Source organism: Microbacterium sp. PRF11, assembly GCF_031844085.1.
GTDB lineage: Bacteria > Actinomycetota > Actinomycetes > Actinomycetales > Microbacteriaceae > Microbacterium.
In genome coordinates this window covers 1177547-1197812 of sequence record NZ_JAUZUP010000001.1, presented here as the reverse complement: position 1 = coordinate 1197812, position 20266 = coordinate 1177547, and the positions used below count along the sequence as shown (strand labels likewise).

At 70.4% G+C, this 20266-nt stretch carries 20 protein-coding genes and 1 pseudogene; 18 read left to right on the top strand and 3 right to left on the bottom strand.

The window, feature by feature from the left end; translation table 11 throughout:
* Window positions 1-158: 158 nt before the first annotated feature.
* The 6 genes from Q9R20_RS05605 (at window position 159) to Q9R20_RS05580 (ending at window position 5763) form a co-directional block, all read left to right on the top strand.
* A complete protein-coding gene (locus Q9R20_RS05605) occupies window positions 159-1235 on the top strand; it encodes a histidinol-phosphate transaminase (RefSeq protein ID WP_311248373.1) in 1077 nt (358 codons plus the stop codon).
* A 268-nt stretch (window positions 1236-1503) separates the two neighbouring features.
* Window positions 1504-2634 carry a thiamine pyrophosphate-dependent enzyme gene (locus tag Q9R20_RS05600; RefSeq protein WP_311248372.1) on the top strand — a complete coding sequence of 377 codons (1131 nt, stop codon included), beginning with the start codon at window positions 1504-1506 and terminating at the stop codon, window positions 2632-2634.
* Window positions 2631-3608, top strand: coding sequence for an alpha-ketoacid dehydrogenase subunit beta (locus tag Q9R20_RS05595; protein ID WP_311248371.1), 978 nt, complete (start codon window positions 2631-2633; stop codon window positions 3606-3608). Before Q9R20_RS05600 ends, Q9R20_RS05595 begins: the two co-directional genes overlap by 4 nt.
* 60 nt (window positions 3609-3668) lie before the next feature.
* Window positions 3669-4982, top strand: a complete 1314-nt coding sequence (locus Q9R20_RS05590; RefSeq protein WP_311248370.1) for a dihydrolipoamide acetyltransferase family protein — start codon at window positions 3669-3671, stop codon at window positions 4980-4982.
* A gap of 127 nt (window positions 4983-5109) precedes the next feature.
* On the top strand, window positions 5110-5379 hold the full coding sequence (locus Q9R20_RS05585; protein WP_311248369.1) for a helix-turn-helix transcriptional regulator: 270 nt from the start codon (window positions 5110-5112) through the stop codon (window positions 5377-5379).
* A 165-nt stretch (window positions 5380-5544) separates the two neighbouring features.
* Window positions 5545-5763 carry a CatA-like O-acetyltransferase gene (locus Q9R20_RS05580; RefSeq protein WP_311248412.1) on the top strand — a complete coding sequence of 73 codons (219 nt, stop codon included), beginning with the start codon at window positions 5545-5547 and terminating at the stop codon, window positions 5761-5763.
* A 425-nt stretch (window positions 5764-6188) separates the two neighbouring features.
* Here Q9R20_RS05580 and Q9R20_RS05575 read toward each other — a convergent pair.
* Window positions 6189-6533: pseudogene (locus Q9R20_RS05575) on the bottom strand (flavin monoamine oxidase family protein); the annotation flags it as partial.
* 52 nt (window positions 6534-6585) lie between these two features.
* Here Q9R20_RS05575 and Q9R20_RS05570 point away from each other — a divergent pair.
* Window positions 6586-6708: a hypothetical protein gene (locus Q9R20_RS05570; protein ID WP_311248368.1), complete on the top strand. Its 123-nt coding sequence runs from the start codon at window positions 6586-6588 to the stop codon at window positions 6706-6708.
* A gap of 122 nt (window positions 6709-6830) precedes the next feature.
* Here the strand turns inward: Q9R20_RS05570 and Q9R20_RS05565 are convergent, their stop codons facing one another.
* Both Q9R20_RS05565 and Q9R20_RS05560 read right to left on the bottom strand, forming a co-directional pair.
* Window positions 6831-8120 carry an MFS transporter gene (locus Q9R20_RS05565; RefSeq protein ID WP_311248367.1) on the bottom strand — a complete coding sequence of 430 codons (1290 nt, stop codon included), beginning with the start codon at window positions 8118-8120 and terminating at the stop codon, window positions 6831-6833.
* A 49-nt stretch (window positions 8121-8169) separates the two neighbouring features.
* Window positions 8170-9090, bottom strand: coding sequence for a nitrilase-related carbon-nitrogen hydrolase (locus tag Q9R20_RS05560; RefSeq protein ID WP_311248366.1), 921 nt, complete (start codon window positions 9088-9090; stop codon window positions 8170-8172).
* A 122-nt stretch (window positions 9091-9212) separates the two neighbouring features.
* Between Q9R20_RS05560 and Q9R20_RS05555 the strand changes: the two genes are divergently transcribed.
* The 11 genes from Q9R20_RS05555 (at window position 9213) to Q9R20_RS05505 (ending at window position 20174) form a co-directional block, all read left to right on the top strand.
* Window positions 9213-9797, top strand: a complete 585-nt coding sequence (locus Q9R20_RS05555; RefSeq protein WP_311248365.1) for a TetR/AcrR family transcriptional regulator — start codon at window positions 9213-9215, stop codon at window positions 9795-9797.
* Between the two features lie 175 nt (window positions 9798-9972).
* Complete coding sequence (locus Q9R20_RS05550) at window positions 9973-11037, top strand: NADH:flavin oxidoreductase/NADH oxidase (protein WP_311248364.1); 1065 nt, start codon at window positions 9973-9975, stop codon at window positions 11035-11037.
* Between the two features lie 90 nt (window positions 11038-11127).
* Window positions 11128-12222 carry an MSMEG_0568 family radical SAM protein gene (locus tag Q9R20_RS05545; protein ID WP_311248363.1) on the top strand — a complete coding sequence of 365 codons (1095 nt, stop codon included), beginning with the start codon at window positions 11128-11130 and terminating at the stop codon, window positions 12220-12222.
* Window positions 12192-13613 (top strand): MSMEG_0567/sll0787 family protein, encoded by a 1422-nt coding sequence (locus tag Q9R20_RS05540; protein ID WP_311248362.1) that lies wholly within the window; start codon window positions 12192-12194, stop codon window positions 13611-13613. Before Q9R20_RS05545 ends, Q9R20_RS05540 begins: the two co-directional genes overlap by 31 nt.
* Before the next feature lie 104 nt (window positions 13614-13717).
* Window positions 13718-14245, top strand: a complete 528-nt coding sequence (locus tag Q9R20_RS05535) for an MSMEG_0572/Sll0783 family nitrogen starvation response protein (protein WP_311248361.1) — start codon at window positions 13718-13720, stop codon at window positions 14243-14245.
* A 7-nt stretch (window positions 14246-14252) separates the two neighbouring features.
* Complete coding sequence (locus tag Q9R20_RS05530) at window positions 14253-15155, top strand: carbon-nitrogen hydrolase family protein (protein WP_311248360.1); 903 nt, start codon at window positions 14253-14255, stop codon at window positions 15153-15155.
* Window positions 15148-15447, top strand: a complete 300-nt coding sequence (locus Q9R20_RS05525) for an MSMEG_0570 family nitrogen starvation response protein (protein ID WP_311248359.1) — start codon at window positions 15148-15150, stop codon at window positions 15445-15447. The genes Q9R20_RS05530 and Q9R20_RS05525 overlap by 8 nt, the downstream gene beginning before the upstream one ends.
* Entirely contained in the window at window positions 15444-16700 is a 1257-nt protein-coding gene (locus tag Q9R20_RS05520; RefSeq protein WP_311248358.1) for an MSMEG_0569 family flavin-dependent oxidoreductase, read from the top strand. The genes Q9R20_RS05525 and Q9R20_RS05520 overlap by 4 nt, the downstream gene beginning before the upstream one ends.
* 24 nt (window positions 16701-16724) lie before the next feature.
* Window positions 16725-17582, top strand: a complete 858-nt coding sequence (locus Q9R20_RS05515) for a carbon-nitrogen hydrolase family protein (protein WP_311248357.1) — start codon at window positions 16725-16727, stop codon at window positions 17580-17582.
* Between the two features lie 28 nt (window positions 17583-17610).
* Entirely contained in the window at window positions 17611-18720 is a 1110-nt protein-coding gene (locus Q9R20_RS05510; RefSeq protein WP_311248356.1) for an MSMEG_0565 family glycosyltransferase, read from the top strand.
* Window positions 18717-20174: an AMP-binding protein gene (locus Q9R20_RS05505; protein ID WP_311248355.1), complete on the top strand. Its 1458-nt coding sequence runs from the start codon at window positions 18717-18719 to the stop codon at window positions 20172-20174. Before Q9R20_RS05510 ends, Q9R20_RS05505 begins: the two co-directional genes overlap by 4 nt.
* Window positions 20175-20266 lie beyond the last annotated feature (92 nt).

The window sequence follows — 20266 nt, the reverse complement described above, 5'->3', positions numbered from 1 at the left end:
AGCGGATTCGGATGCTGGTGGCTCGCCGGTCCGATTCTGTTGCGCGGCTCCGAATCCGCGAACCCCGCCGCGAGCCCGCGTTATCCGCGCGACGCTGGGGAGGAGCCGTCGCGAACAAAGACTGACGCGCGGACCCGCCCCGCGGATAGGCTCGCGGGGTGAGTGAAGACCCGGTCCTGCCCCGTATCCGTCCCGAGATCGCCGCGCTGCCCGCGTACCGACAGGGTCGTCAGGCCAGCCCCGACGCGTTCAAGCTCTCGAGCAACGAGAACCCCTTCGAGCCCCTTCCCGGCGTCCTCGACGCGGTCCATGCCGCGGGAGCGTTCAACAGATACCCGGATGCCACGGCCGCACGCCTCCGTGAGCGTCTGGCCGCGCGGTACGGCGTCTCGCCCGACGAGGTGCACATCGGCGCCGGCAGCGTGTCGCTGCTCTCGCAGCTGCTGCTGGCCACCTCGGGCCCGGGCGACGAGGTCGTCTACGCCTGGCGTTCGTTCGAGGCGTATCCCTCCCTGGTCGCCGTCGCGGGAGCCACGAGCGTGCAGGTTCCGCTGACGGTCGAGGCCCGGCACGACCTGCCGGCGATGGCCGCGGCGATCACCGAGCGCACGCGCCTGGTGATCGTGTGCAGCCCCAACAACCCCACCGGCCCGACCGTCGGCTACGACGAGTTCGCCGCCTTCGTCGACGAGGTGCCGCGCGACGTCCTCATCGTGCTCGACGAGGCCTACGCCGAGTTCGTCACCGACCCGAGCTCGGTCGAGGGCGGTCGCGTCCGTGCCGTGCTCGCGCGTCCGAATGTCGTGGTGCTCCGCACCTTCTCGAAGGCGTACGGTCTCGCGGGCCTGCGCGTGGGCTACGCGATCGGGCACACCGGCATCCTGAACGCCGCCCGCAGCACCGCGATCCCCCTGTCGGTCACGGCCGCGGGCGAGGCGGCCGCGTTGGCGAGCCTGGATGCCGAGAGTGAACTGCTGCACCGGGTGAAGGTCATCGCCGAGCGGCGCGACCGTCTGGTCGACCGCCTGCGCGACACCGGGTGGGACGTGCCCGACGCGCAGGGCAACTTCGTGTGGCTCGCCGCCGGCGACCGCACCGTCGAGGTCGCGACCGCGTTCGAGGAGGCCGGGCTCATCGTGCGTCCGTTCCCGGGCGACGGCATCCGTATCTCGATCGGTGAAGAGGAGTCGCTCGACCGCATCGTCGAGGTCGCCGGGGCCACCGCCGCGCGCTGACCCGGCGAGACCCTTTCGACGTTTCGCTGGGTTCCGGTGGCTTCGACGGGCTCAGCCACTTGCGCCCGCGCTCGACTCGGCGCGGCTGGTGCGTCCGGGTGGCTTCGACAGGCTCAGCCACCTCCGCCGGCAGGACCCCCCCGGGAGGTCCCTGCCTGTCGAAGGGACCGGTACCCCCACGGCGTTTGTCGTACATCGACGCCGGATCCTGGCATCCGTTGTGTACCTCATGCGGTCTCGTGCATGGGCCGCGCGTTAGCGTGGGTGCATGACCCCGCTCGACGACCCCGCTCTCGTGCGCGTTCTGGCAGCCGACGGCACGATGGCGCCCACGCCCGCGGCCGAGCGCTACCTGCCGCTCATCGACGCCCTCACCGACGCCGAACTCGAGACGTTCTACCGCGACATGGTCTCGATCCGCGCGTTCGACGTGCAGGCGACCAATCTGCAGCGTCAGGGGCAGCTGGCCCTGTGGCCGCCGTCGTTCGGCCAGGAGGCCGCGCAGGTCGGCTCCGCCCGCGCCGCGCGCGCCCAGGACCACATCTTCCCCTCGTACCGCGAGCACGTGGTGACCCGCATCCGCGGCGTCGACCCGCTCGACATCATCCGCCTCATGCGCGGACTCACCCACGGCGGGTGGGACCCGACCGACCCGAAGAACGGCAACACGCACATCTACACGCTCGTGCTCGGCGCGCAGACCCTGCACGCCACGGGCCTCGGCATGGGCCTCGTCTTCGACGGCAAGTGCGGCACCGGTGACCCCGAGCACGACGAGGCCGTCATCGTCTACTACGGCGACGGCGCCTCGAGCCAGGGCGACGTGCACGAGGCGATGGTCTTCGCCGCGAGCTTCCAGACCCCCGAGGTCTTCTTTTTGCAGAACAACCAGTGGGCCATCTCGGTCCCCGTCGCGACGCAGTCGCGCTCGCCGTTGTACAAGCGTGGTGAGGGATACGGCATCCCGAGTCTCCAGGTCGACGGCAACGACGTGCTCGCGAGCTACGCCGCGTCGAAGGTCGCCCTCGACGAGGCGCGGGCCGGCGGCGGGCCCCGCGCGATCGAGGCGATGACGTACCGCATGGGCGCTCACACGACGAGCGACGACCCCACGAAGTACCGCACCTCCGACGAAGAGAAGGCGTGGGCCGGGCGCGATCCGATCGCCCGCATGCGCGCGTTCCTCGAGGCCCGCGGCGCTTCGCAGCAGTTCTTCGACGACGCGGATGCCGAGGGCCGGGCGCTCGCCGACGACGTGCGCGTGCGCACGAACGAGCTCGGCGCGATCCCCCGCGCGCACATGTTCGAGAGCGTCTACTCCGAGGCGCACGCGCTCATCCAGGAGGAGCAGCGCTGGCTCGACGACTACGAGGCGTCGATGGAAGGGGGCGCGCAGTGAGCGAGAACCTCCCGATCAGCCGCGCGCTGAACGCCGGGCTGCGCCGCGCTCTCGAGACCGACGACCGCGTCCTGCTCATGGGCGAGGACATCGGACCGCTCGGCGGCGTCTTCCGCGTGACCGAGGGGCTGCAGAAGGACTTCGGGCCGCGCCGTGTGATCGACTCTCCGCTGGCCGAGTCGGGCATCGTCGGCACCGCGATCGGCCTCGCGATGGGCGGCTTCAAGCCCGTGCTCGAAATCCAGTTCGACGGCTTCGTCTTCCCCGCCTTCGACCAGATCACCTCGCAGCTGGCGAAGATCACGAACCGCCACGAGGGTGCGGTGCGCATGCCCGTCGTCATCCGCATCCCCTACGGCGGGCACATCGGCGCGGTCGAACACCACCAGGAGAGCCCCGAGGCGTATTTCACGCACACCGCCGGCCTCCGTGTGGTGAGCCCCTCGAACGCGAACGACGCCTACTGGATGATCCAGCAGGCGATCGACTCGCCCGATCCGGTCGTGTTCCTCGAGCCGAAGGCCAAGTACTGGCAGAAGGGCGAGGTCGACCTCGAGGCCCCCGCCCTTCCGCTGCACGCGAGCCGGATCGTCCGCCGCGGCACCGACGTGACCCTCGTCGGGCACGGTGCCATGGTCACGACCCTGCTGCAGGCGGCCGCGCTCGCCGAGAGCGAGGGCACGAGCTGCGAGGTCATCGACCTGCGGTCGCTCTCGCCCGTCGACTACGGTCCGCTGCTCGACTCGGTGCGTCGCACCGGCCGCATGGTCTACGCGCAGGAGGCGCCGGGCTTCACCTCGCTCGGCTCCGAGATCGCCGCGACCGTCATGGAGAAGGCGTTCTTCGCGCTCGAGGCTCCCGTGCTGCGGGTGTCGGGCTTCGACGTGCCCTTCCCGCCCGCGAAGCTCGAGGGCACCTACCTGCCCGACGCCGACCGCATCCTCGAGGCCGTCGACCGGTCTCTGGCCTACTGACCCTTTTCGTGACGGCGGACAGCGTCGATGAGATGCTGTTCGCGAGCAAAGGACACCATCGTGACCGATCAGACGTTCGTCCTCCCCGATGTCGGAGAAGGCCTCACCGAGGCCGAAATCGTGCAGTGGCGCGTCGCGCCGGGTGACACCGTCGCCGTCAACGACGTGATCGTCGAGATCGAGACGGCCAAGTCGCTCGTCGAGCTGCCCTCGCCGTACTCCGGCACGGTCGGCGAGCTGCTGGCATCCGAGGGCTCGACGGTCGAGGTCGGTGCGCCGATCATCACGATCGGGTCGACGGATGCCGGCACCCCCGCGCCCGCACAGCCGACCACCGTTCCGGAGCCCAGCGACCCCGGCGGAGCGGTTCTCGTCGGCTACGGCACGGGCGGTGCCGTGTCGTCGCGACGTCGCAAGCCCGCGGAGCGTCCCGTGAAGGCATCCGTCGGCGTGGTCGCCAAGCCCCCGATCCGAAAGCTCGCGCGCGACCTGGGCGTCGACCTGTCGGCCGTGACGCCCAGCGGCCCCGCCGGCGAAGTGACCCGCGACGATGTGGTCAAGCACGCGGAGCAGGCGAGCGTCTTCCGCAACATCGAGACCCCGGCGTGGGGCGCCGTGCGCGAGGAGACGATCCCCGTCGCCGCCCCGGCCGCGCCCGCGCCGATCGACGACGCCCGCGAGGAGTCGATCCCCGTCCGCGGTGTGCGCAAGGCGACCGCCAACGCGATGACCTCGAGCGCGTATTCGGCGCCGCACGTCTCGGTGTGGGTCGACGTCGACGCCTCGCGCACGATGGAGCTCGTCAAGCGGCTCAAGGCCTCGCCCGACTTCGCCGACGTGAAGATCTCGCCGCTGCTGATCATGGCCCGCGCCGTCATGTGGGCCCTGCGCCGCACGCCGATGATCAACGCCGCGTGGGTCGACACCGAGGACGGCGCGCAGATCCGCGTGCGTCACTACGTCAACCTCGGCATCGCCGCCGCGACCCCGCGCGGACTGCTCGTGCCGAACATCAAGGACGCGCAGACCATGAACACGCGCGAGCTCGCCAAGGCGCTCGAGCACCTCACCCTCACCGCGCGCGAAGGCAAGACGAGCCCCGCCGACCAGGCCGGCGGTACGTTCACCATCACGAACATCGGTGTCTTCGGGGTGGATGCCGGTACCCCGATCATCAACCCCGGCGAGGCCGGGATCATCGCGCTCGGCGCGATCCGGCAGAAGCCGTGGGTCGTCGACGGCGAGGTGCGCCCCCGCTGGGTCACCACGGTGTCGGGCTCGTTCGATCACCGCGTGGTCGACGGCGACGGGATCTCGCGGTTCATCGCCGACGTGGCATCCGTGCTCGAGGAGCCGGCGCTGCTGCTCGACTGATATGAGACGTCACGACAGATGAACGAACGTCGCTTCAATCTGATGCACGTCACAGCGTCTGATCCAGTTGAACCTGATTGGTTCACACGCGAGTTGCCGCGTGATGTCCCGCGAGGCTTGCGGCCTCATGGCTGAAGGAAAGCATCGACCCCTCCCGGTCGAATTCTCGACGGACTGGCCGCGCACCGTGATCGAGCAGCACGAGGCCGAGACAGCGCGCCTGTTTGTGCTGCAACTTCTCGACGCGATGCATGGCCGAAGTGTGCGCTCGCTGGCGCGGGATGCTGGTCTTGACGAGAAGACCCTCCGTAAGATCATCGCAGGAGTGTCGTGGCCAGACCTTCGCACCATCGCGCGGCTCGAAAACACAACGGGGCGCAAACTGTTTCCACGATGAATTGTCTGGTCGGCTCTCAGCGCTAATCGGAGTTTTATCCTCGCGAGGGCGCGCGAGCCGATTTCGTGGCACTTTGGGGGCTAGGCCGTGTTGATCAAGAGGTTCGGGGACTTCTCGGCGGATGTTTAACGGTGACGCGTCGCTAGGTGCTGCGAGTATGGGCAAATAATCCTGCCCGAACCGATTGACCTCGAAACGTGGACGCGCCGCGAGGCGTTCGAGTACTACCGCGAGAAGGTGCCGTGCACCTACGCCATCACCGTCGAGATCGACGTGACCCAGCTCCTCGCTGCGCTGCGACGCACAGGGCGCAAGACCTACCTCGCGCAGATCTGGGCGATAGCGAACGCTGTAAATCGTCGCCGTGAGTTCCGGATGGCCTAGCCCGGAAGTGTGAGCGCTAACAAGAGGGCGGACGTCAGAACAGACCCGCCCCCCACCCCGACGCCGCGGAGCGCCCGGGAGGATCGCGAAAGCCGCTGTGGCGGCAGGGGTGCGAAGGCGCTCACTGCGTCGCTTGGTGTGGGCTCGGCCCCGGGGTCTACCGCGCGCGAGCTGCAAGCCGTGCGCGCCACCGGCGGCATCGACCCGACCATCGACGCGGGCCTGGTGGTCATCCCGCCGCCGCTCGCGGTGACCGGTGGAACGGTCGCCCTCCTGGCCGGCCGGTGTGCTGGATGCGCTGATGGTCGTGCTCGGGGGGCTCATGCTCACCGCACCGCCCGGGCGCCGGGTTTGCTCGCATGGGAACGAGAAGGGCGGCCGGTACGACGGAGAGGTTCTCTGCGTACCGGCCGCCCTTTCGTTTGTCACAAGCCGGCGCGTGCGGCCTCCCGCCCTGATCGCACGGCGCCCTCGAAGTAGCCGTTCCAGACGGACGCGTACTCGGTGCCGGCGAAGCGGACGCGGCCGACCGGCTCGCGCAGGGCTCGTCCGAGTTCGCTGAGGCCGTCGGGTCCGAAGCCCGCCGAGAAGCAGCCACCCGTGAACTCCTCGGCGCTCCAGTCGAGCGTGACGAATGCCGTGCGGTGGCGCGCTTCTGCGCCGAAGACGGGGACGAGGGCCTTCGCGATGACGTCGGCCCATTCGTCTTGCGGAAGACTGCGCAGGCGCAGTACCTGCTCGCCGTAGCTGAAGGCGGTGAGGACGCCACCCGGGGTCTCGGGGGGTGGTGCCGTCGGCGGTCTCGGTCACCACGCCGGACGGATGCGTGCTCTGACCGGAGAGGCCCTGCTCGAGTACCGGAACGTCACCGCCGCGCGCGTGTTCGAGCAGATGCTCGACGCGCTGCACGAGGGCATCCGGGTGACCGCTCCGGCGTCGCGCTGAGGCGGCGACGCTCCCGGGATTCCCTGTCGAGGACGCGGCCGCTCCCCGGGGGCCGATCGCGCGACGCGCGATGTTCCCGGGGAGCGGCGACGGTGGTTCAGGGGCCGGGTCGGTCGGATGACTCACCGTGTGGCGCGGATGGGGATCATCGCCAGCGCGCCGACGAGGGCGGCGGCTCCCGCGATCAGGAAGCCCGCGACGTAGTTGGTGCCCGCTGCGCCGATCGCGAAGAACAGCGGCGCGATGGCTGGCGCGAGCATCTGCGGACCGCTGTTCGCGATCTGCATGAGGCCGATGTAGTTCGCCGCCTTCCGCTTGTCGGGCAGGACGGCGACGGTGACGGTGACGCCCATGGCCACGTACAGTCCGCGTCCCGCGGCGACCAGTCCCGCGCCGACGATGAACTGCAAGAACCCGGCGGAGGTGGCGATGAGGACGAGACCGGTGGCGACGGACAGGGATGCTGCGATGAGGAAGGGTTTGCGTCGCCGCACCCGGTCGGAGAGCAGCCCGCAGCCGAAAGAGACGATCACGGTGAGCGCGGCGGAGACGAAGGTCGAGGCGAAGACGAAAGCGGCGACCACGTCGAGTCCGACGCCCAGGTGGTCGGTGAGGAAGTAGACCTGGAAGGCGACGAAGAAGGCGGTGCCGAAGATGGTGAACGCGCGGCTGGTGAAGGCCAGACCGTAGTCGCGGTGGCGGAACGGATTGACCCAGAACGTGCGCAGGAGCTCGCCGAACGAGAACCGCGGCAGAGCCCCCTTGATGGCGGGATGGTCGCGGAACTGCCGGAAGAAGAGTACGAGACCGACGGGCAGCAGGAGCCAGGGCACGAGGAAGCTGAGGAGCAGGTTCCCGGCGAGCAGCGTGGTGATCCCCGTGCCGAGGAGCGTACCGAGGGTCAGGGTGAAGCCGAGCATCCCCGCGACGGTGCCGCGCTGGTGCTCGGGAACGCGGTCCGCCATCACCGAGAGGATGGCGGTCTGGGTCGCGTTCGCCATGAGCTGGCAGAGGACCCAGCCCACGAGCATCACGGGGATCGAGGGCGCGAACGCCACGATCAGCAGGCCCACGAGCAGTCCCGTCGTGCCTGCCAGCATCCAGAATTTGCGTCGTCCGACGCGGGCCCGGGTGCGGTCCGACACCGCACCCCAGACGGGCGCGCCGATCATCGCAGCGAAGGCGCCGGCGCTCAGGATCATGCCGAGCTGCGCGCCCTTGTTCTCGGGCGCGACGAGTTCCGCGACCCGGAGTGCCAGCGTGACCGAGAGAGGCGTCAGCAACGCCGTCCAGGCCGCGAGCTGCAGGAAGACGTAGGACGCGATGAACCTCTTGGTCACGGAGGGCTGGTCCGGTGTCGGCTCGAGAGCGGCCGCCACTTCGGCGTCGGTGGTGGAGGGGGTGGTGCCCATGGGTGATCGTCCTCTGAATGAGTTGAGTACGGAGCAGAAGGGGGAGGGGTCAGCGTGCGGCGATGAGCGCGCGAATGTCGACGACCGCCTCGTGGGCGTAGTAGTCGGCCTCGGACGGCGACGCGGTGATGTCGGCGTCGAGTCGGTCGAGCGCGTCGCGGGTGAAGTACTTGCGGGTGAAGGAGTTCGCGGCCGGGTCGAAGGTGTCGGGGTCGATCATGGCGAAAGCGAACCGCGTGGGTCCGCCGTCGGCCGTGGCTACGAGGCGCCCGTTGGTGTCGACGATGGCGGCGCGCCCGACGGAGGTCAGGACGACCCAGCGTCCGCCCGTGACCGCGAGATGTTTGATGACCGTCTCCTGCCAGTCGTAGGAGAACAGGAACGTCGGCATGTCCAGGGCGTTCTTCGGGTACGCCGCGATGTGCACATCCGCCTTCTGTCCGAGGATCGGCATGGTCATGCGCGGCTGATAGTTCTCGGAGCACAGCAGCTGACTGATCCGTCCCAGCCCGGTGCTGATGACGTCGAGCGCGCCGTCGGAGGGGACGTCGGAGAAGAAGTCGCGTTCCTCTCCCGAGGGCTTGAGCTTGCTCCGGAGCGAGAGGACCTCGCCATCCGGGCCGAGGAGGACCTGCGACATGAAGAGCTGGTGCGCGCGACGCTCCGAGAACCCCATGCTGAGGTGCACGCTATGGGTCCGGGCGATGGATCGCAGCCGCTCCCAGGCGGCGGATCCGATCTCGATCGAGTTGTCGATGTAGACCTGGAAGTCCGCGGGCGGCAGGTCGGTCGCCCCGTTGATGAAGGCGGGCAGCCACAACTCCGGGAAGGCGACCAGCGAGGCGCCCGTGGCCGCCGCCTCGGCGACGATGTCGTCGGCCAGCTCCAAGCCGCCCGCCAGGTCGAAGGCCGGCGCGGCGACGTTGACGGCTGCGACGCCGAACGGCTGCGATGTCGTGCTGGTGCTCATGGGATCTCCCTCTTCGCTGTACGGCCCTGTGCCGCGCTCAAAATGTAACGTCGTTATGTTTCTGAGTCGTTTCTATCTCGCGGCATTCCTGATCGTCGAGACCGGGTGGATACGCTCGGGAGGTGAGCACGCGAGGGACGTACGCCAAAGGCCGGGCGCGCCGCGAGGAGATCCTGGGCTCCGTCGTGAGGGTCCTCCGGCGCACGGGTTACGCCGGAGCCAGCGTCCGCGGGCTGGCTCGCGAGATCGGCGTCGATGCGCCCCGACTGCTCTACTACTTCGAGTCACGCGAACGGCTCATCGAGGCGGTCCTGCACGAATGGACCAGTCGGCGGGCCGGGGCGGGGCCGTTCGACGAACGCGTCGGTGTCGCTCCCGTGCTGGAGACGTGGCCTCGCGCGTTGCGAGAGGACCAGGACATGCGGGGCCTCGTGCACCTGTACATCGCCTTCGCCGCAGAGGCGGCCGATCCCTCCCATCCCTCGCACGCGTACTTCGCCGCCCGCTTCGACCGCCTGCGTGCGCGCATCGTCGCGGCCGTGACCGACGGACAGCGCGAGGGGACCCTGCGCGCGGACCTCGTTGCCGACGATGTCGCCACCGACCTCATCGCTCTGTCCGACGGCCTCAACCTCCAGTGGCTGATCGACTCGACGGTCGATCCCGCGACACGCCTGCAGGCCGCCATCGACGCCCTCCGGTCGTAGACCGCGCGCTCGGTGCCTCGTCCGAGGGGGCGGGACCGGTCCTTTGGGGGAAGGTCGCTTCGCGCGGGGCGGCGGAATACTCAAATCGATACGGCGTTACACTTCGTTGTCCGTCGCCCGGCCTTGCCCGTAACGGCGGACGGTGTATCGCCGCCCGTCAGATCCGAGGTCTCCCATGAGTTCGTTGTTCCACCCCCTCTCCATCCGCGGTGTCGAGATGCGTAACCGCCTGTGGGTGTCGCCGATGTGTCAGTACAGCGCCGTCGACGGCATCCCGAACGGGTGGCACCTCGTCCACCTGGCCCAGTTCGCCTCCGGCGGCGCGGGGCTGGTCATGGCGGAAGCCACCGCCATCTCCCCCGAGGGCCGCATCACCCCCGGAGACGTCGGCATCTGGAACATCGAGCAGGCCGAAGCCTGGGCCGACATCGTCGACGCCCTCCGCTCTCGCGGCGCGGTCGCCGGCATCCAACTGAGTCACGCCGGGCGCAAAGCGTCCACGAAATCGCCGTTGACCGGGGGTCGGGGATCCGTCGAGGCGGCCGACGGCGGGTGGCCGACCGTCGCCCCCTCCGCGATCGCTTACGAAGGCTTCGCCGAGCCGGTCGCCCTGTCTCTCGACGGCATCGACGAGATCGTCGACGATTTCGTCGATGCGACCCGTCGAGCCGTCGCGGCAGGCTTCCAGGTCATCGAGATCCACGCCGCCCACGGCTACCTGCTCCATCAGTTCCTCTCCCCCCTCTCCAACCGACGGAGCGACGAGTACGGCGGGTCGTTCGAGAACCGGGTGCGGCTGCTCGTCCGCGTCACTGAAGCGGTGCGGGCGGCGGCCGGACCGGGCATCGCCGTGTTCGTCCGATTCTCGGCGTCGGACGCCGCCGACGGAGGGTGGGACGTCGACGACACCGTGCGGGCGGCGCGTCTCGCCGCAGACGCCGGCGCCGACCTGGTCGACGTCTCCAGCGGCGGACTCGTCGCCCACCAGCACATCGTCCCGTCACCGGGGTATCAGGTCGACGACGCAGAGCGCATCCGGACCGAAGCACACGTCCTCACCAGCGCGGTGGGGATGATTGACGAGCCCGAGCTGGCCGAACGCCTCGTCGCCGAGGGTCGTGCCGACGCGATCATGTCCGGTCGCGAGTGGCTCCGCGATCCGCACTACGCGCTGCGCGCGGCCAGGGTCCTGGGAGCGCCCGTCCCGACTCCCGCGCAATACGCGCGCGCCTTCGCCTGACGCGAGCCTGCCGTCGCGGTCTGCGGGCGGGAAATGCAACCGATATCCGGCCGTCGTCGTGTGGAAACATCACGTCGTTCTACTGGATGAATGGACAACGCTTCAGCGCTCGCACCCGTGGACCGCGACCGGGTCTCGACCCGTGTCAGCCTAGCCCTGCTCGGCGTCCGTAGCGACGCACCCGTGCGTCGCGCGGGTGGCGCCGGCCCGAGCGACGACGGCCATTTCGTCGTGGACGGCGAGGGGGCGGCCATCCCCCTGAACCCGGACAGCCCGTACGTCGTCACGGCATCCGGGCGTCTCACCCGCGACGGCGCCGACCTCGGTTTCGACGTCGCCCCCGTCGTCCGGCCGCGCTTCTACGACCTGCACACCGCGGAGGGGGTGGCCTACGACAAGATCGCCAAACTGCACGGCAAGAACGTGCTGGCGACGACCGTCGTGCAGACGTGCGTGCGCTACGACGAGAGTGAGCGCTGCCGGTTCTGCGCCATCGAGGCCTCGCTCGCCGCCGGCACGACCATCGCGGTGAAGACGCCCGCGATGCTCGCCGAGGTGGCCGAGGCCGCGGTGCGGCTGGACGGCGTGACGCACATGGTCATGACGACGGGCACCTCGAACGGGTGGGATCGCGGGGCCAAGCACCTCGCCCGGTGCGTCCGTGCGGTGAAGGAGGCCGTTCCCGGGCTCGAGATCCAGGTGCAGTGCGAGCCGCCCGCCGACCTGCAGGCGATCACCGATCTGTACGACGCGGGTGCCCGCTCGATCGGCATCCACGTCGAGTCGATGGACGACGACGTGCGCCGCCGGTGGATGCCGGGCAAGTCTCGCGTGAGCATGGACGAGTACCGCGCCGCGTGGCGCGAGGCCGTGCGGGTGTTCGGCTGGAACCAGGTGTCGACCTACCTCATCGTCGGAATGGGCGAGGACCCCGATGAGGCTGTCGAGGGGGCGCGGGAGCTCATCGAGATGGGCGTCTACCCCTTCGTCGTCCCCTTCCGCCCGCTCAAGGGAACGCTCGCCACCGACGTCGACAAGGTGCCCGCCCCGCACCGCGCGGTCGTCGACGACATCACCTCGCGGGTGGCCGGGCTTCTGCACGCGGCGGGCATGCGCGGCGAGGATCAGAAGGCCGGCTGCGCCGCGTGCGGCGCGTGCAGCATCCTCAAGACGGCGGGCGCGTGATGTTCGACGTGCCGGTGCTGACCGGTGCACGCCGTGCGCAGGAGGCACCCGCGTGGGTCATCCGGGTCGCGGATGCCGCCGACCTCGCCGCCTACCGCGCGATCCGGCGCGATGTCTTCGTCGGGGAACAGGGGCTGTTCGCCCGCACCGACCACGACGACATCGACGACGATCACCGCACGGTGGTGCTCGTCGCGGCCACCGCGACGGGCGAGGTGCTCGGCGGGGTGCGACTCGCGCCCGCCACCGAGCGAGACATCGGCTGGTGGACGGGCGGACGCCTCGTCGTGCGCCGCGGTGCGCGCCACGCCGGCGGCATCGGCTCGGCCCTGGTGCGGGCCGCCTGCCGCGAGGCCGTGAGTCGGGGCGTCCTGCGCTTCGACGCGACGGTGCAGGAGCGCAACGAACCCCTCTTCCGTCACCTCGGATGGGTGAGATGGGGTGCGGCATCCATCGGCGGCGCCCCGCACGTGCGGATGCGCTGGCCGATCGAGCGCATCGCCGCGCTCGTCGAGGCGATGAAGCTTCCGCTCGGCGACGTGCTCGCCGGCATCCGCGACGACCATCCCGAGGCGCTCGGCGGTGACGGCTGGGTGGGCGATGACGGCGCGCTGGTGTCGGGCACCGACGTCGTGGTCGCCACCGACGCGATCCTCCCCGCCCTCATCGACAAAGACCCCGAATGGGCCGGGTGGTGCGGGGTGCTGGTGAACGTCAACGACCTGTCGGCGATGGGTGCGCGGGCGGTGGGACTGATGGATGCCGTGTCGGCACCCACCCCGTCGGCGGTGCGCCGCATCGTCTCGGGGCTGCGCAGCGCCGCGGTCGCGTGGGACGTGCCGGTCCTCGGCGGGCATACGCAGGTGCGCGGGGCGTCGTCGCTGGCCGTGACCGCACTGGGGCGCACGACGGTACCGATTCCCGGCGGGGGCGGACGCGTCGGGCACCGACTCGGCCTGACCGTCGACCTGCATGGACGGTGGAGACGCGGCTTCGAGGGGCGGCAGTGGGACTCGACCTCGACCCGGACGGGCGAGGAGCTGCGCCACCTCGCCGGTCTCGCGGCCGCGCACCGGCCCGCCGCGGCGAAAGACGTCAGCATGGCAGGCATCGTCGGCACGGCGGCGATGCTGGCCGAGGCCTCCGGGACGGGGGCACGCATCGATGTGGCGGAGATCCCGGCGCCTTCCGACACGGCCTTCGGTGACTGGCTGACCTGCTTCCCGGGGTTCGGCATGCTTACGGCCGACGCCCCGCCGATCTCGTCGCCGATCGCGCGATCGTCGACGATCGGGGAGCTCACCCGCACCCCCGGAGTCACCCTGCACTGGCCCGACGGCGTCGAGACCCCGGCGGTCGATGCGGGCGCGACCGGCCTCGGCCAGGCGTAACCCAACCTCATTCCGGACGAAACCATGACGAAACACCGGGCCGAGAGCCTGGGACACGAAACGAGCTCCACCTCATCGCTCCACCGACGTAAAGGACTCAGACCATGACCACCGACATCGACGCGCAGATCGCCGAGAACATCGCCAAGTCCCTCGGCGAGGTCCCGCACCCCGCGCTCCCCAAGGGCAGCAACCTCTACGGTTCGACCAAGCTCTTCCCCGACTTCCAGGCCGAGGACGGTGAGTCGTACTTCACGCTGATCCACGGCATCCCGCACGAGTCGTCGGTGAGCTTCGTCGCGATCCTCCAGGCCACCCGCGCCCTCCGAAAGGGCTTCGAGTCGGCCATCTACCTCTACGGGCCGGGGACGCTCGCAGCGACCGCCAACCGCGGGTTCCCGACCACCGGCGACTCCGGCTTCCCCGGTGAGCTGAACATGAACAACTCGCTCGAGACGTTCATCAAGGAGGGCGGCACGGTCTACTGTTGCCGTTTCGGTCTCGCACTGCACGGCATCCGCGAAGAGGATCTCATCGAGGGCGTCATCCCCGCGCACCCCCTCGACGTGCAGGACGCGCTGATCTATTACGCCCGCAAGGGCGCGATCATCAACTCGACGTACAACCTCTGAGGCCGTCATGACGATGAAAGTGGCTTCCGTCTCGGCGAACTTCACCCGAGACCTGGAGCAGAACTACGCGCTCATCGCCGATCTGGTGACCGAGGCGCGGGCCGCGGGGGTGTCGTTCCTCGCGTTCCCCGAGGCGGCCATCGGCGGGTACCTCTCGTCTCTCGGCAACCACGGCGACACCGTCAAGACCACGAAGCGCTCGATGCCGCCGGCCATCCGGCTCGACGGCCGCGAGATCGCCCGGGTGCAGGAGCTGGTGGGCGACATGGTCGTGACGATCGGCTTCTGCGAGTTGGCCGACGACGGCGAGACGCGGTACAACGCCGCCGTCTGCCTCGACGGCGAGAACATCTACGGCTCGTATCGCAAGGTGCATCAGCCGCTCGGCGAGAACATGTCGTACTCGGCCGGCGACACGTACCGGGCGTTCGACACCCCCGTCGGCCGGGTGGGCATGCAGATCTGCTACGACAAGGCGTTCCCTGAGGCCGCGCGCATGCTCGCCCTCGACGGCGCCGAGATCGTCGTGAGCATGTCGGCGTGGCCGGCGGCCCGCACGGCCACCGCCGAGAACCTGCAGGACGACCGCTGGACCTACCGGTTCAACCAGTTCGACATCGCGCGGGCCCTCGACAACCAGGTGTTCTGGCTCGCCTCGAACCAGTCCGGCACGTTCGGCTCACTCCGCTACGTCGGCAACGCGAAGGTCGTCGATCCCGGCGGGAACATCCTGGCCACGACGCTGCTCGGCACCGGTCTCGCGATCGCCGAGATCGACGTGACCGAGACGTTCCGCACGATGCGCGGGGGCATGTTCCACCTGCGCGACCGGCGGCCCGACGTCTACGCCCCCGTCGCCTCGGCTGCCGGAGCGCACGTCGAGGGGTGGAGGGAGCTGGCCCATGCCTGAGATGCGTTTCGCGGTCCGCTGGCCCGACGGCACCGAGTCGTCTCACTACTCGCCCAGTCTCGTCATGCACGACTACCTCGCCACCGGCGGCCGCTACGACCTCGCCGACTTCGTTGCGCGATCGAGCAAGGCCCTGGATGTCGCGGCCGAGCGCGTGCGGGCCGCCTACGGCTTCGCGTGCACCTCTGCGATGGCATCTCGTGACGAGATCGCGCGGTCGGCGGCTGCCTACGACGGCGGCGAGGTCACCGTGCTGCGGATGGAGCCTCCCCTCCCGGTGGGTGCGTCATGATCGCCGTCGACCTGCAGCCGGGCGATCACTACCCCGCGGTCATCGTCGGCGGCGGCCAGGCGGGCCTCTCCGTCAGCTGGCACCTCGCGCAGGCGGGCGTGCGGCACGTGGTGATCGAGCGGGATTCCGCGGTGCACGAGTGGCGCGACGGACGGTGGGACAACTTCACTCTCGTCACCCCGAACTGGCACTGTCGCCTGCCCGGCTATGCCTACGACGGCCCCCACCCCGACGGGTTCATGACCCGCGATGAGGTCTACGCCTGGGTGCGCGGGTACGCCGACACCTTCGACGCGCCGATCGCCGAGGGCGTGGAGGTGCGGCGGGTCGACCGCCGCGACGACGGGGTCTTCGTCGTGCAGACCAGCGCGGGCGAGATCACCGCGGATGCCGTCACCTCGGCGACCGGGGGCTATCACCGCCCCATCACGCCGCCGTGGGCCGTCGACCTGCCCGAGCGCATCGTGCAGATGCACTCGCACCACTACCGCAACGCGGGACAGCTGCCGGGTTCGGTGCTCGTGGTGGGGACGGGTCAGTCGGGCACCCAGATCGCCGAGGACCTCCACCTCGAGGGGCGACGGGTGCACCTCGCCGTCGGACGCGCCCCGCGCGTGGCGCGGTTCTACCGGGGGCGCGACTGCATGACCTGGCTCGCCGACATGGGGGTCTACGATGTGCCGGTGGGAGAACAGGCCGCGGCCAAACGAGCGGCGACCAACCACTACGTGACCGGGCGCGACGGAGGGCGCGACATCGACCTGCGCGCGTTCGCGGCGCAGGGCATGGGCCTGCACGGTCGGGCGACGGGCATCGCCGACGGCGTTCTGGCGTTCGACGACAGCCTCACGACCAACCTCGACCGCGCCGACTCGGTCGCCGAGTCGATCAAGAACGACATCGACGCCTACATCGTGCGCGAGGGCATCGACGCGCCCCTCGAGGAGCGCTACCGTCCGGTCTGGACGCCCGCCGGGGGCCCGACCCAGCTCGACCTCGACGAGATCGACGCCGTCGTCTGGGCGATCGGCTTCCGCGCGGACTGGTCCTGGCTCGGCGATCTCGACGTGCTCGACGCGAGTGGGCACCCCGCACACGAACGCGGCGCGACGGCGGTCCCCGGCTTCTCATTCGTGGGGCTGCCGTGGCTGCACACGTGGGGGTCCGGGAGGTTCCACGCCATCGCGAGAGACGCCGAACACGTCGCGGCGGCAATGGTCGCGGCGACGCGAGACGTCCTCGCGATGCGCTGAGCGGCCACCGCGTACTCTCGAGAAATGGCATCCGTGACGATGGCTGCGGTGGCGGCCCACTTCGGCCGCGACGTGGAGCGCACGCTCGCCAAGCTCCCCGGAATCGTCGACGATGCGCGCGGTCGCGGAGTCGACCTGCTCGTGCTCCCGGATGCCACGATCGGCGGATACCTGCTCGACCTGCACCACCCCGTCGACGAGCGCGACGGCATCCCGCGCGCGGTCGAGGTCGACGGTCCCGAGGTGGCGGCGATCGTCGCGCTGGCGCGCGACATGACCGTGTGCTTCGGAATCGCCGAGCGCGCCGTCGAGGACGGCCGGGAGGTGCGGTACAACACCGCGCTGTGCGTGACGGGCGACGGCCTCCTCGGCGTGCACCGCAAGGTGCATCTGCCGCTCGGGGAGTCCGAGGTGTATGAGCCGGGGACCGGCTTCCATGCGTTCGACACCCCGGTCGGACGGGTCGGGATGCTCATCGATTTCGACAAAACGTTCCCGGAGGCGGCCCGGTCGGTGGCACTCGACGGCGCGGAGGTGATCGCGTGCCTGAGCGCGTGGCCCGCGAGCGTCACCGACCGCTCCGATCGGATCCGCAACGACCGTCAAGCCCACCTGTTCGACCTCTACGACTGCGCCCGCGCCGCCGAGAATCAGGTCTATCTCGTGTCGTCGAATCAGACGGGGGTGCTCGGCGGGCTCCGTTTCCTCGGCCAGGCCAAAGTCGTCGACCCGGCGGGCGAGATCATCGCGAAGACCTGGGCCAAGGGCGGTCTCGCCGTCGCCGGGGCCGACATCTCGGCCGACATCGCCCGCGCTCGCCGGTCGCTGAACCACCTCGACCAGCGCGTCGAACAGGCTTACCGCCTCACCGCCCCGGCATAGCGGTGCACCCGCCGCGGAAAGGACCAGCATGCGCATCGCCCTGATGACCTACTCCACCAAACCCCGCGGCGGAGTCGTGCACACCCTCGCGCTCGCCGAGGCCCTGGTGGACCGCGGCCACGACGTCGAGGTGTGGACGCTGGGGCGCGGCGACGATACGACCTTCTTCCGCCCCGTCGATCCCCGGGTCTCGGTGCGGGTCGTGCCGTTCCCGCCGCTCGACGGCGAAGACGTGGGAGCCCGCATCGAGCGGTCGATCGAGCTGATGGCCGCGGCCCTGGACGCGGATGCCGATGTCGTCCACGCCCAGGACTGCATCTCGGCGAATGCGGCGCTGCGCCGCGGCATCCCCGTCGTCCGCACTATTCACCACCTCGACGCCTTCACGACGCCGCAGCTCGTGGCGTGCCACGACCGCGCCGTCACCGAGCCGGTCGCCCGACTGTGCGTCTCGCACGCGGTGGCGCGCGAGGTCGAGCGCGACTACGGCGTGCGCCCCGAGGTCATCGCGAACGGGGTGGATGCCGAGAGGTTCGCCGCCGCGGCGGGTGCGGACGGGGTGCCTGCTCGGCAGCGGTGGCGGGCGCGGCTCGGGTCGTACGTGCTCGCCCTGGGGGGCATCGAACCGCGCAAGGGGTCCATCGACCTGCTCGAAGGGTTCGCTCGCGTGCGCGACGCCCACCCCGAGGTGCGGTTGGTCTTCGGCGGGGGCGAGACCCTCTTCGACTACCGCGACTATCGCTCGCGGTTCGAGCAGCGGGCGCACGAGCTCGGCCTCGAGTCGGTGGTCCTCGGCCCGGTCGACGACGCTTCACTGCCGGCGCTGGTCGCCGAGGCGCGCGCGCTCGCATTCGTCTCGACGAAGGAGGGGTTCGGACTCGCGGCGATGGAGGCCCTCGCGGCGTCGACGCCCGTCATCGCTCGAGACCTCCCCGTCATCCGCGAGGTCTTCGGCGACACCGTCCGGTACGCGTCGGATCCCGCCGACATCGGGGCGCAGCTCGACGCGGTGTTGCGCGGCGCGGCGGCCGGAGATCCCGCGGACGGGGTGCGACTGGCCCGCGCTCACACCTGGGATGCCGCAGCTCGCGCGCACGAACATTTCTACGCCCGGCTGCCGCTGCGGAGCGGTCGGTGACGGAGCGCACGTTCTCGGCAATCCTCGCCGACCGTGCCCGCGCCGCCCCCGACGCGCCGCTCGTGATCGATTCCGAGGGCGCGCTGACGGCGGCGGAACTGGATGCCGCGGCCACGGCGTTCGCGCACGCACTTCTCGATCTCGGCGTCGGCCGCGACGACACGGTCGCGGTGTGTCTTCCGAACGGGCGCGACTACGTGATCGCATGCTGCGGGATCTGGCGGGCGGGGGCGACGCCCCAGCCGATGCCGACCGGACTCACCGCGTCGGAGCGCGCCGAGCTCGAGGTCGTCTCCGCGCCCGTCGCGGCGGTGGGGAGGAGACCCGTGTCGCCGCACATCGCGTGGCTGCCGTCGGCGCGGATCGAGTCGCGCGGCGGGGCCGTGCCGGATGCGGCGGCATCGTGCTGGAAGGCCGTGGCGACCTCGGGTTCCACGGGCCGCCCGAAGATCGTCCGCGCGGCCGCGCCCGCGAGTCTGGATCTCTCACGGCCCGTCGCGTCCTTCCTGCCGCGCGCCGGGACGCAGATCGTCGCGGGGCCGTTGTGGCACTCGGCGGTGTTCACCTACGCGTTCCGCGGTCTGCTGACGGGGCATCGGCTGGTCGTCCTCGACCGCTTCGAGGCTGCACGCTGGGTGGACCGGGTCGAGGAGCACGCCGTGACGTGGGGGCTCCTGGTGCCCACGATGATGGCCCGGCTGCTTCGACTGCCCGACACGTTGAGGGCGCCCTCCCGCGTCACGAGCCTCGAACGCGTCCTGCATCTGGGGGCTCCGTGCGCACCCGCGCTCAAGCGCCGGTTCATGCAGTGGCTTGGCCCGGAGCGGGTCGACGAGGTCTATGCGGGGAGCGAGTCGAACGGCCTCACCTTCATCGGGGGGACCGAGTGGATGCAGCGCCCTGGGAGCGTGGGTCGGCCCGTCGGCGGAACCGAGGTGCGCATCCGCGACGAGTCCGGTGCCGCGTTGGCGCCGGGTGAGGCGGGGGCGGTGTGGATGCGTCGGGGAACGAGTGCCGCCTACGCGTATCTCGGCGCCCTCTCTCGTCGCGACGACGAGGGGTGGGACACCCTCGGCGACGTCGGGTACCTGGATGCCGACGGCTACCTCTACCTGGTGGACCGGGCGGACGACCTCATCAACCGCGGCGGCGAGAAGATCGCCCCCGCGGTCGTCGAGGCCGCGCTCGAGTCGCTGCCGGGGGTCGACGAAGCCGTGGCCTTCGGCGTTCCCGACGACGACCTGGGTGAGGTGGTGCACGCCGCCGTGCGGTTGACGGTCTCGGCGAGGATCGACCGCATCGAGGCGCAGATCCGCGCGCGCCTCGGAGCCCGGGCCCCCGTCGCGCTGCACCCGACCACCGCGGACCTGCGCAACGAGGCGGGTAAGACCCGCCGGTCGGAGTTGGCGGCGCGGTTCGCGCCGACGGGGGAGCGGCCGCCGGTGACCCGGTGAGGCGGCTGTCTCGGAGAAGCCGCCCGTGACGGCCCCTTCTACGTCGTCGAGCTCAACGGCCCTGACGCGGTCGACCCTTCGCCGCTGGTCCC

Bases quoted from the DNA above. Each gene is read 5' to 3' on its own strand.
- Q9R20_RS05600 (WP_311248372.1), top strand. From the start codon at position 1,504: ATGACCCCGCTCGACGACCCCGCTCTCGTGCGCGTTCTGGCAGCCGAC.
- Q9R20_RS05585 (WP_311248369.1), top strand. From the start codon at position 5,110: ATGGCTGAAGGAAAGCATCGACCCCTCCCGGTCGAATTCTCGACGGAC.
- Q9R20_RS05570 (WP_311248368.1), top strand. From the start codon at position 6,586: ATGCGTGCTCTGACCGGAGAGGCCCTGCTCGAGTACCGGAACGTCACC.
- Q9R20_RS05565 (WP_311248367.1), bottom strand. From the start codon at position 8,120: ATGGGCACCACCCCCTCCACCACCGACGCCGAAGTGGCGGCCGCTCTC.
- Q9R20_RS05560 (WP_311248366.1), bottom strand. From the start codon at position 9,090: ATGAGCACCAGCACGACATCGCAGCCGTTCGGCGTCGCAGCCGTCAAC.
- Q9R20_RS05550 (WP_311248364.1), top strand. From the start codon at position 9,973: ATGAGTTCGTTGTTCCACCCCCTCTCCATCCGCGGTGTCGAGATGCGT.
- Q9R20_RS05545 (WP_311248363.1), top strand. From the start codon at position 11,128: ATGGACAACGCTTCAGCGCTCGCACCCGTGGACCGCGACCGGGTCTCG.
- Q9R20_RS05535 (WP_311248361.1), top strand. From the start codon at position 13,718: ATGACCACCGACATCGACGCGCAGATCGCCGAGAACATCGCCAAGTCC.
- Q9R20_RS05530 (WP_311248360.1), top strand. From the start codon at position 14,253: ATGACGATGAAAGTGGCTTCCGTCTCGGCGAACTTCACCCGAGACCTG.
- Q9R20_RS05525 (WP_311248359.1), top strand. From the start codon at position 15,148: ATGCCTGAGATGCGTTTCGCGGTCCGCTGGCCCGACGGCACCGAGTCG.
- Q9R20_RS05520 (WP_311248358.1), top strand. From the start codon at position 15,444: ATGATCGCCGTCGACCTGCAGCCGGGCGATCACTACCCCGCGGTCATC.
- Q9R20_RS05515 (WP_311248357.1), top strand. From the start codon at position 16,725: ATGGCATCCGTGACGATGGCTGCGGTGGCGGCCCACTTCGGCCGCGAC.
- Q9R20_RS05510 (WP_311248356.1), top strand. From the start codon at position 17,611: ATGCGCATCGCCCTGATGACCTACTCCACCAAACCCCGCGGCGGAGTC.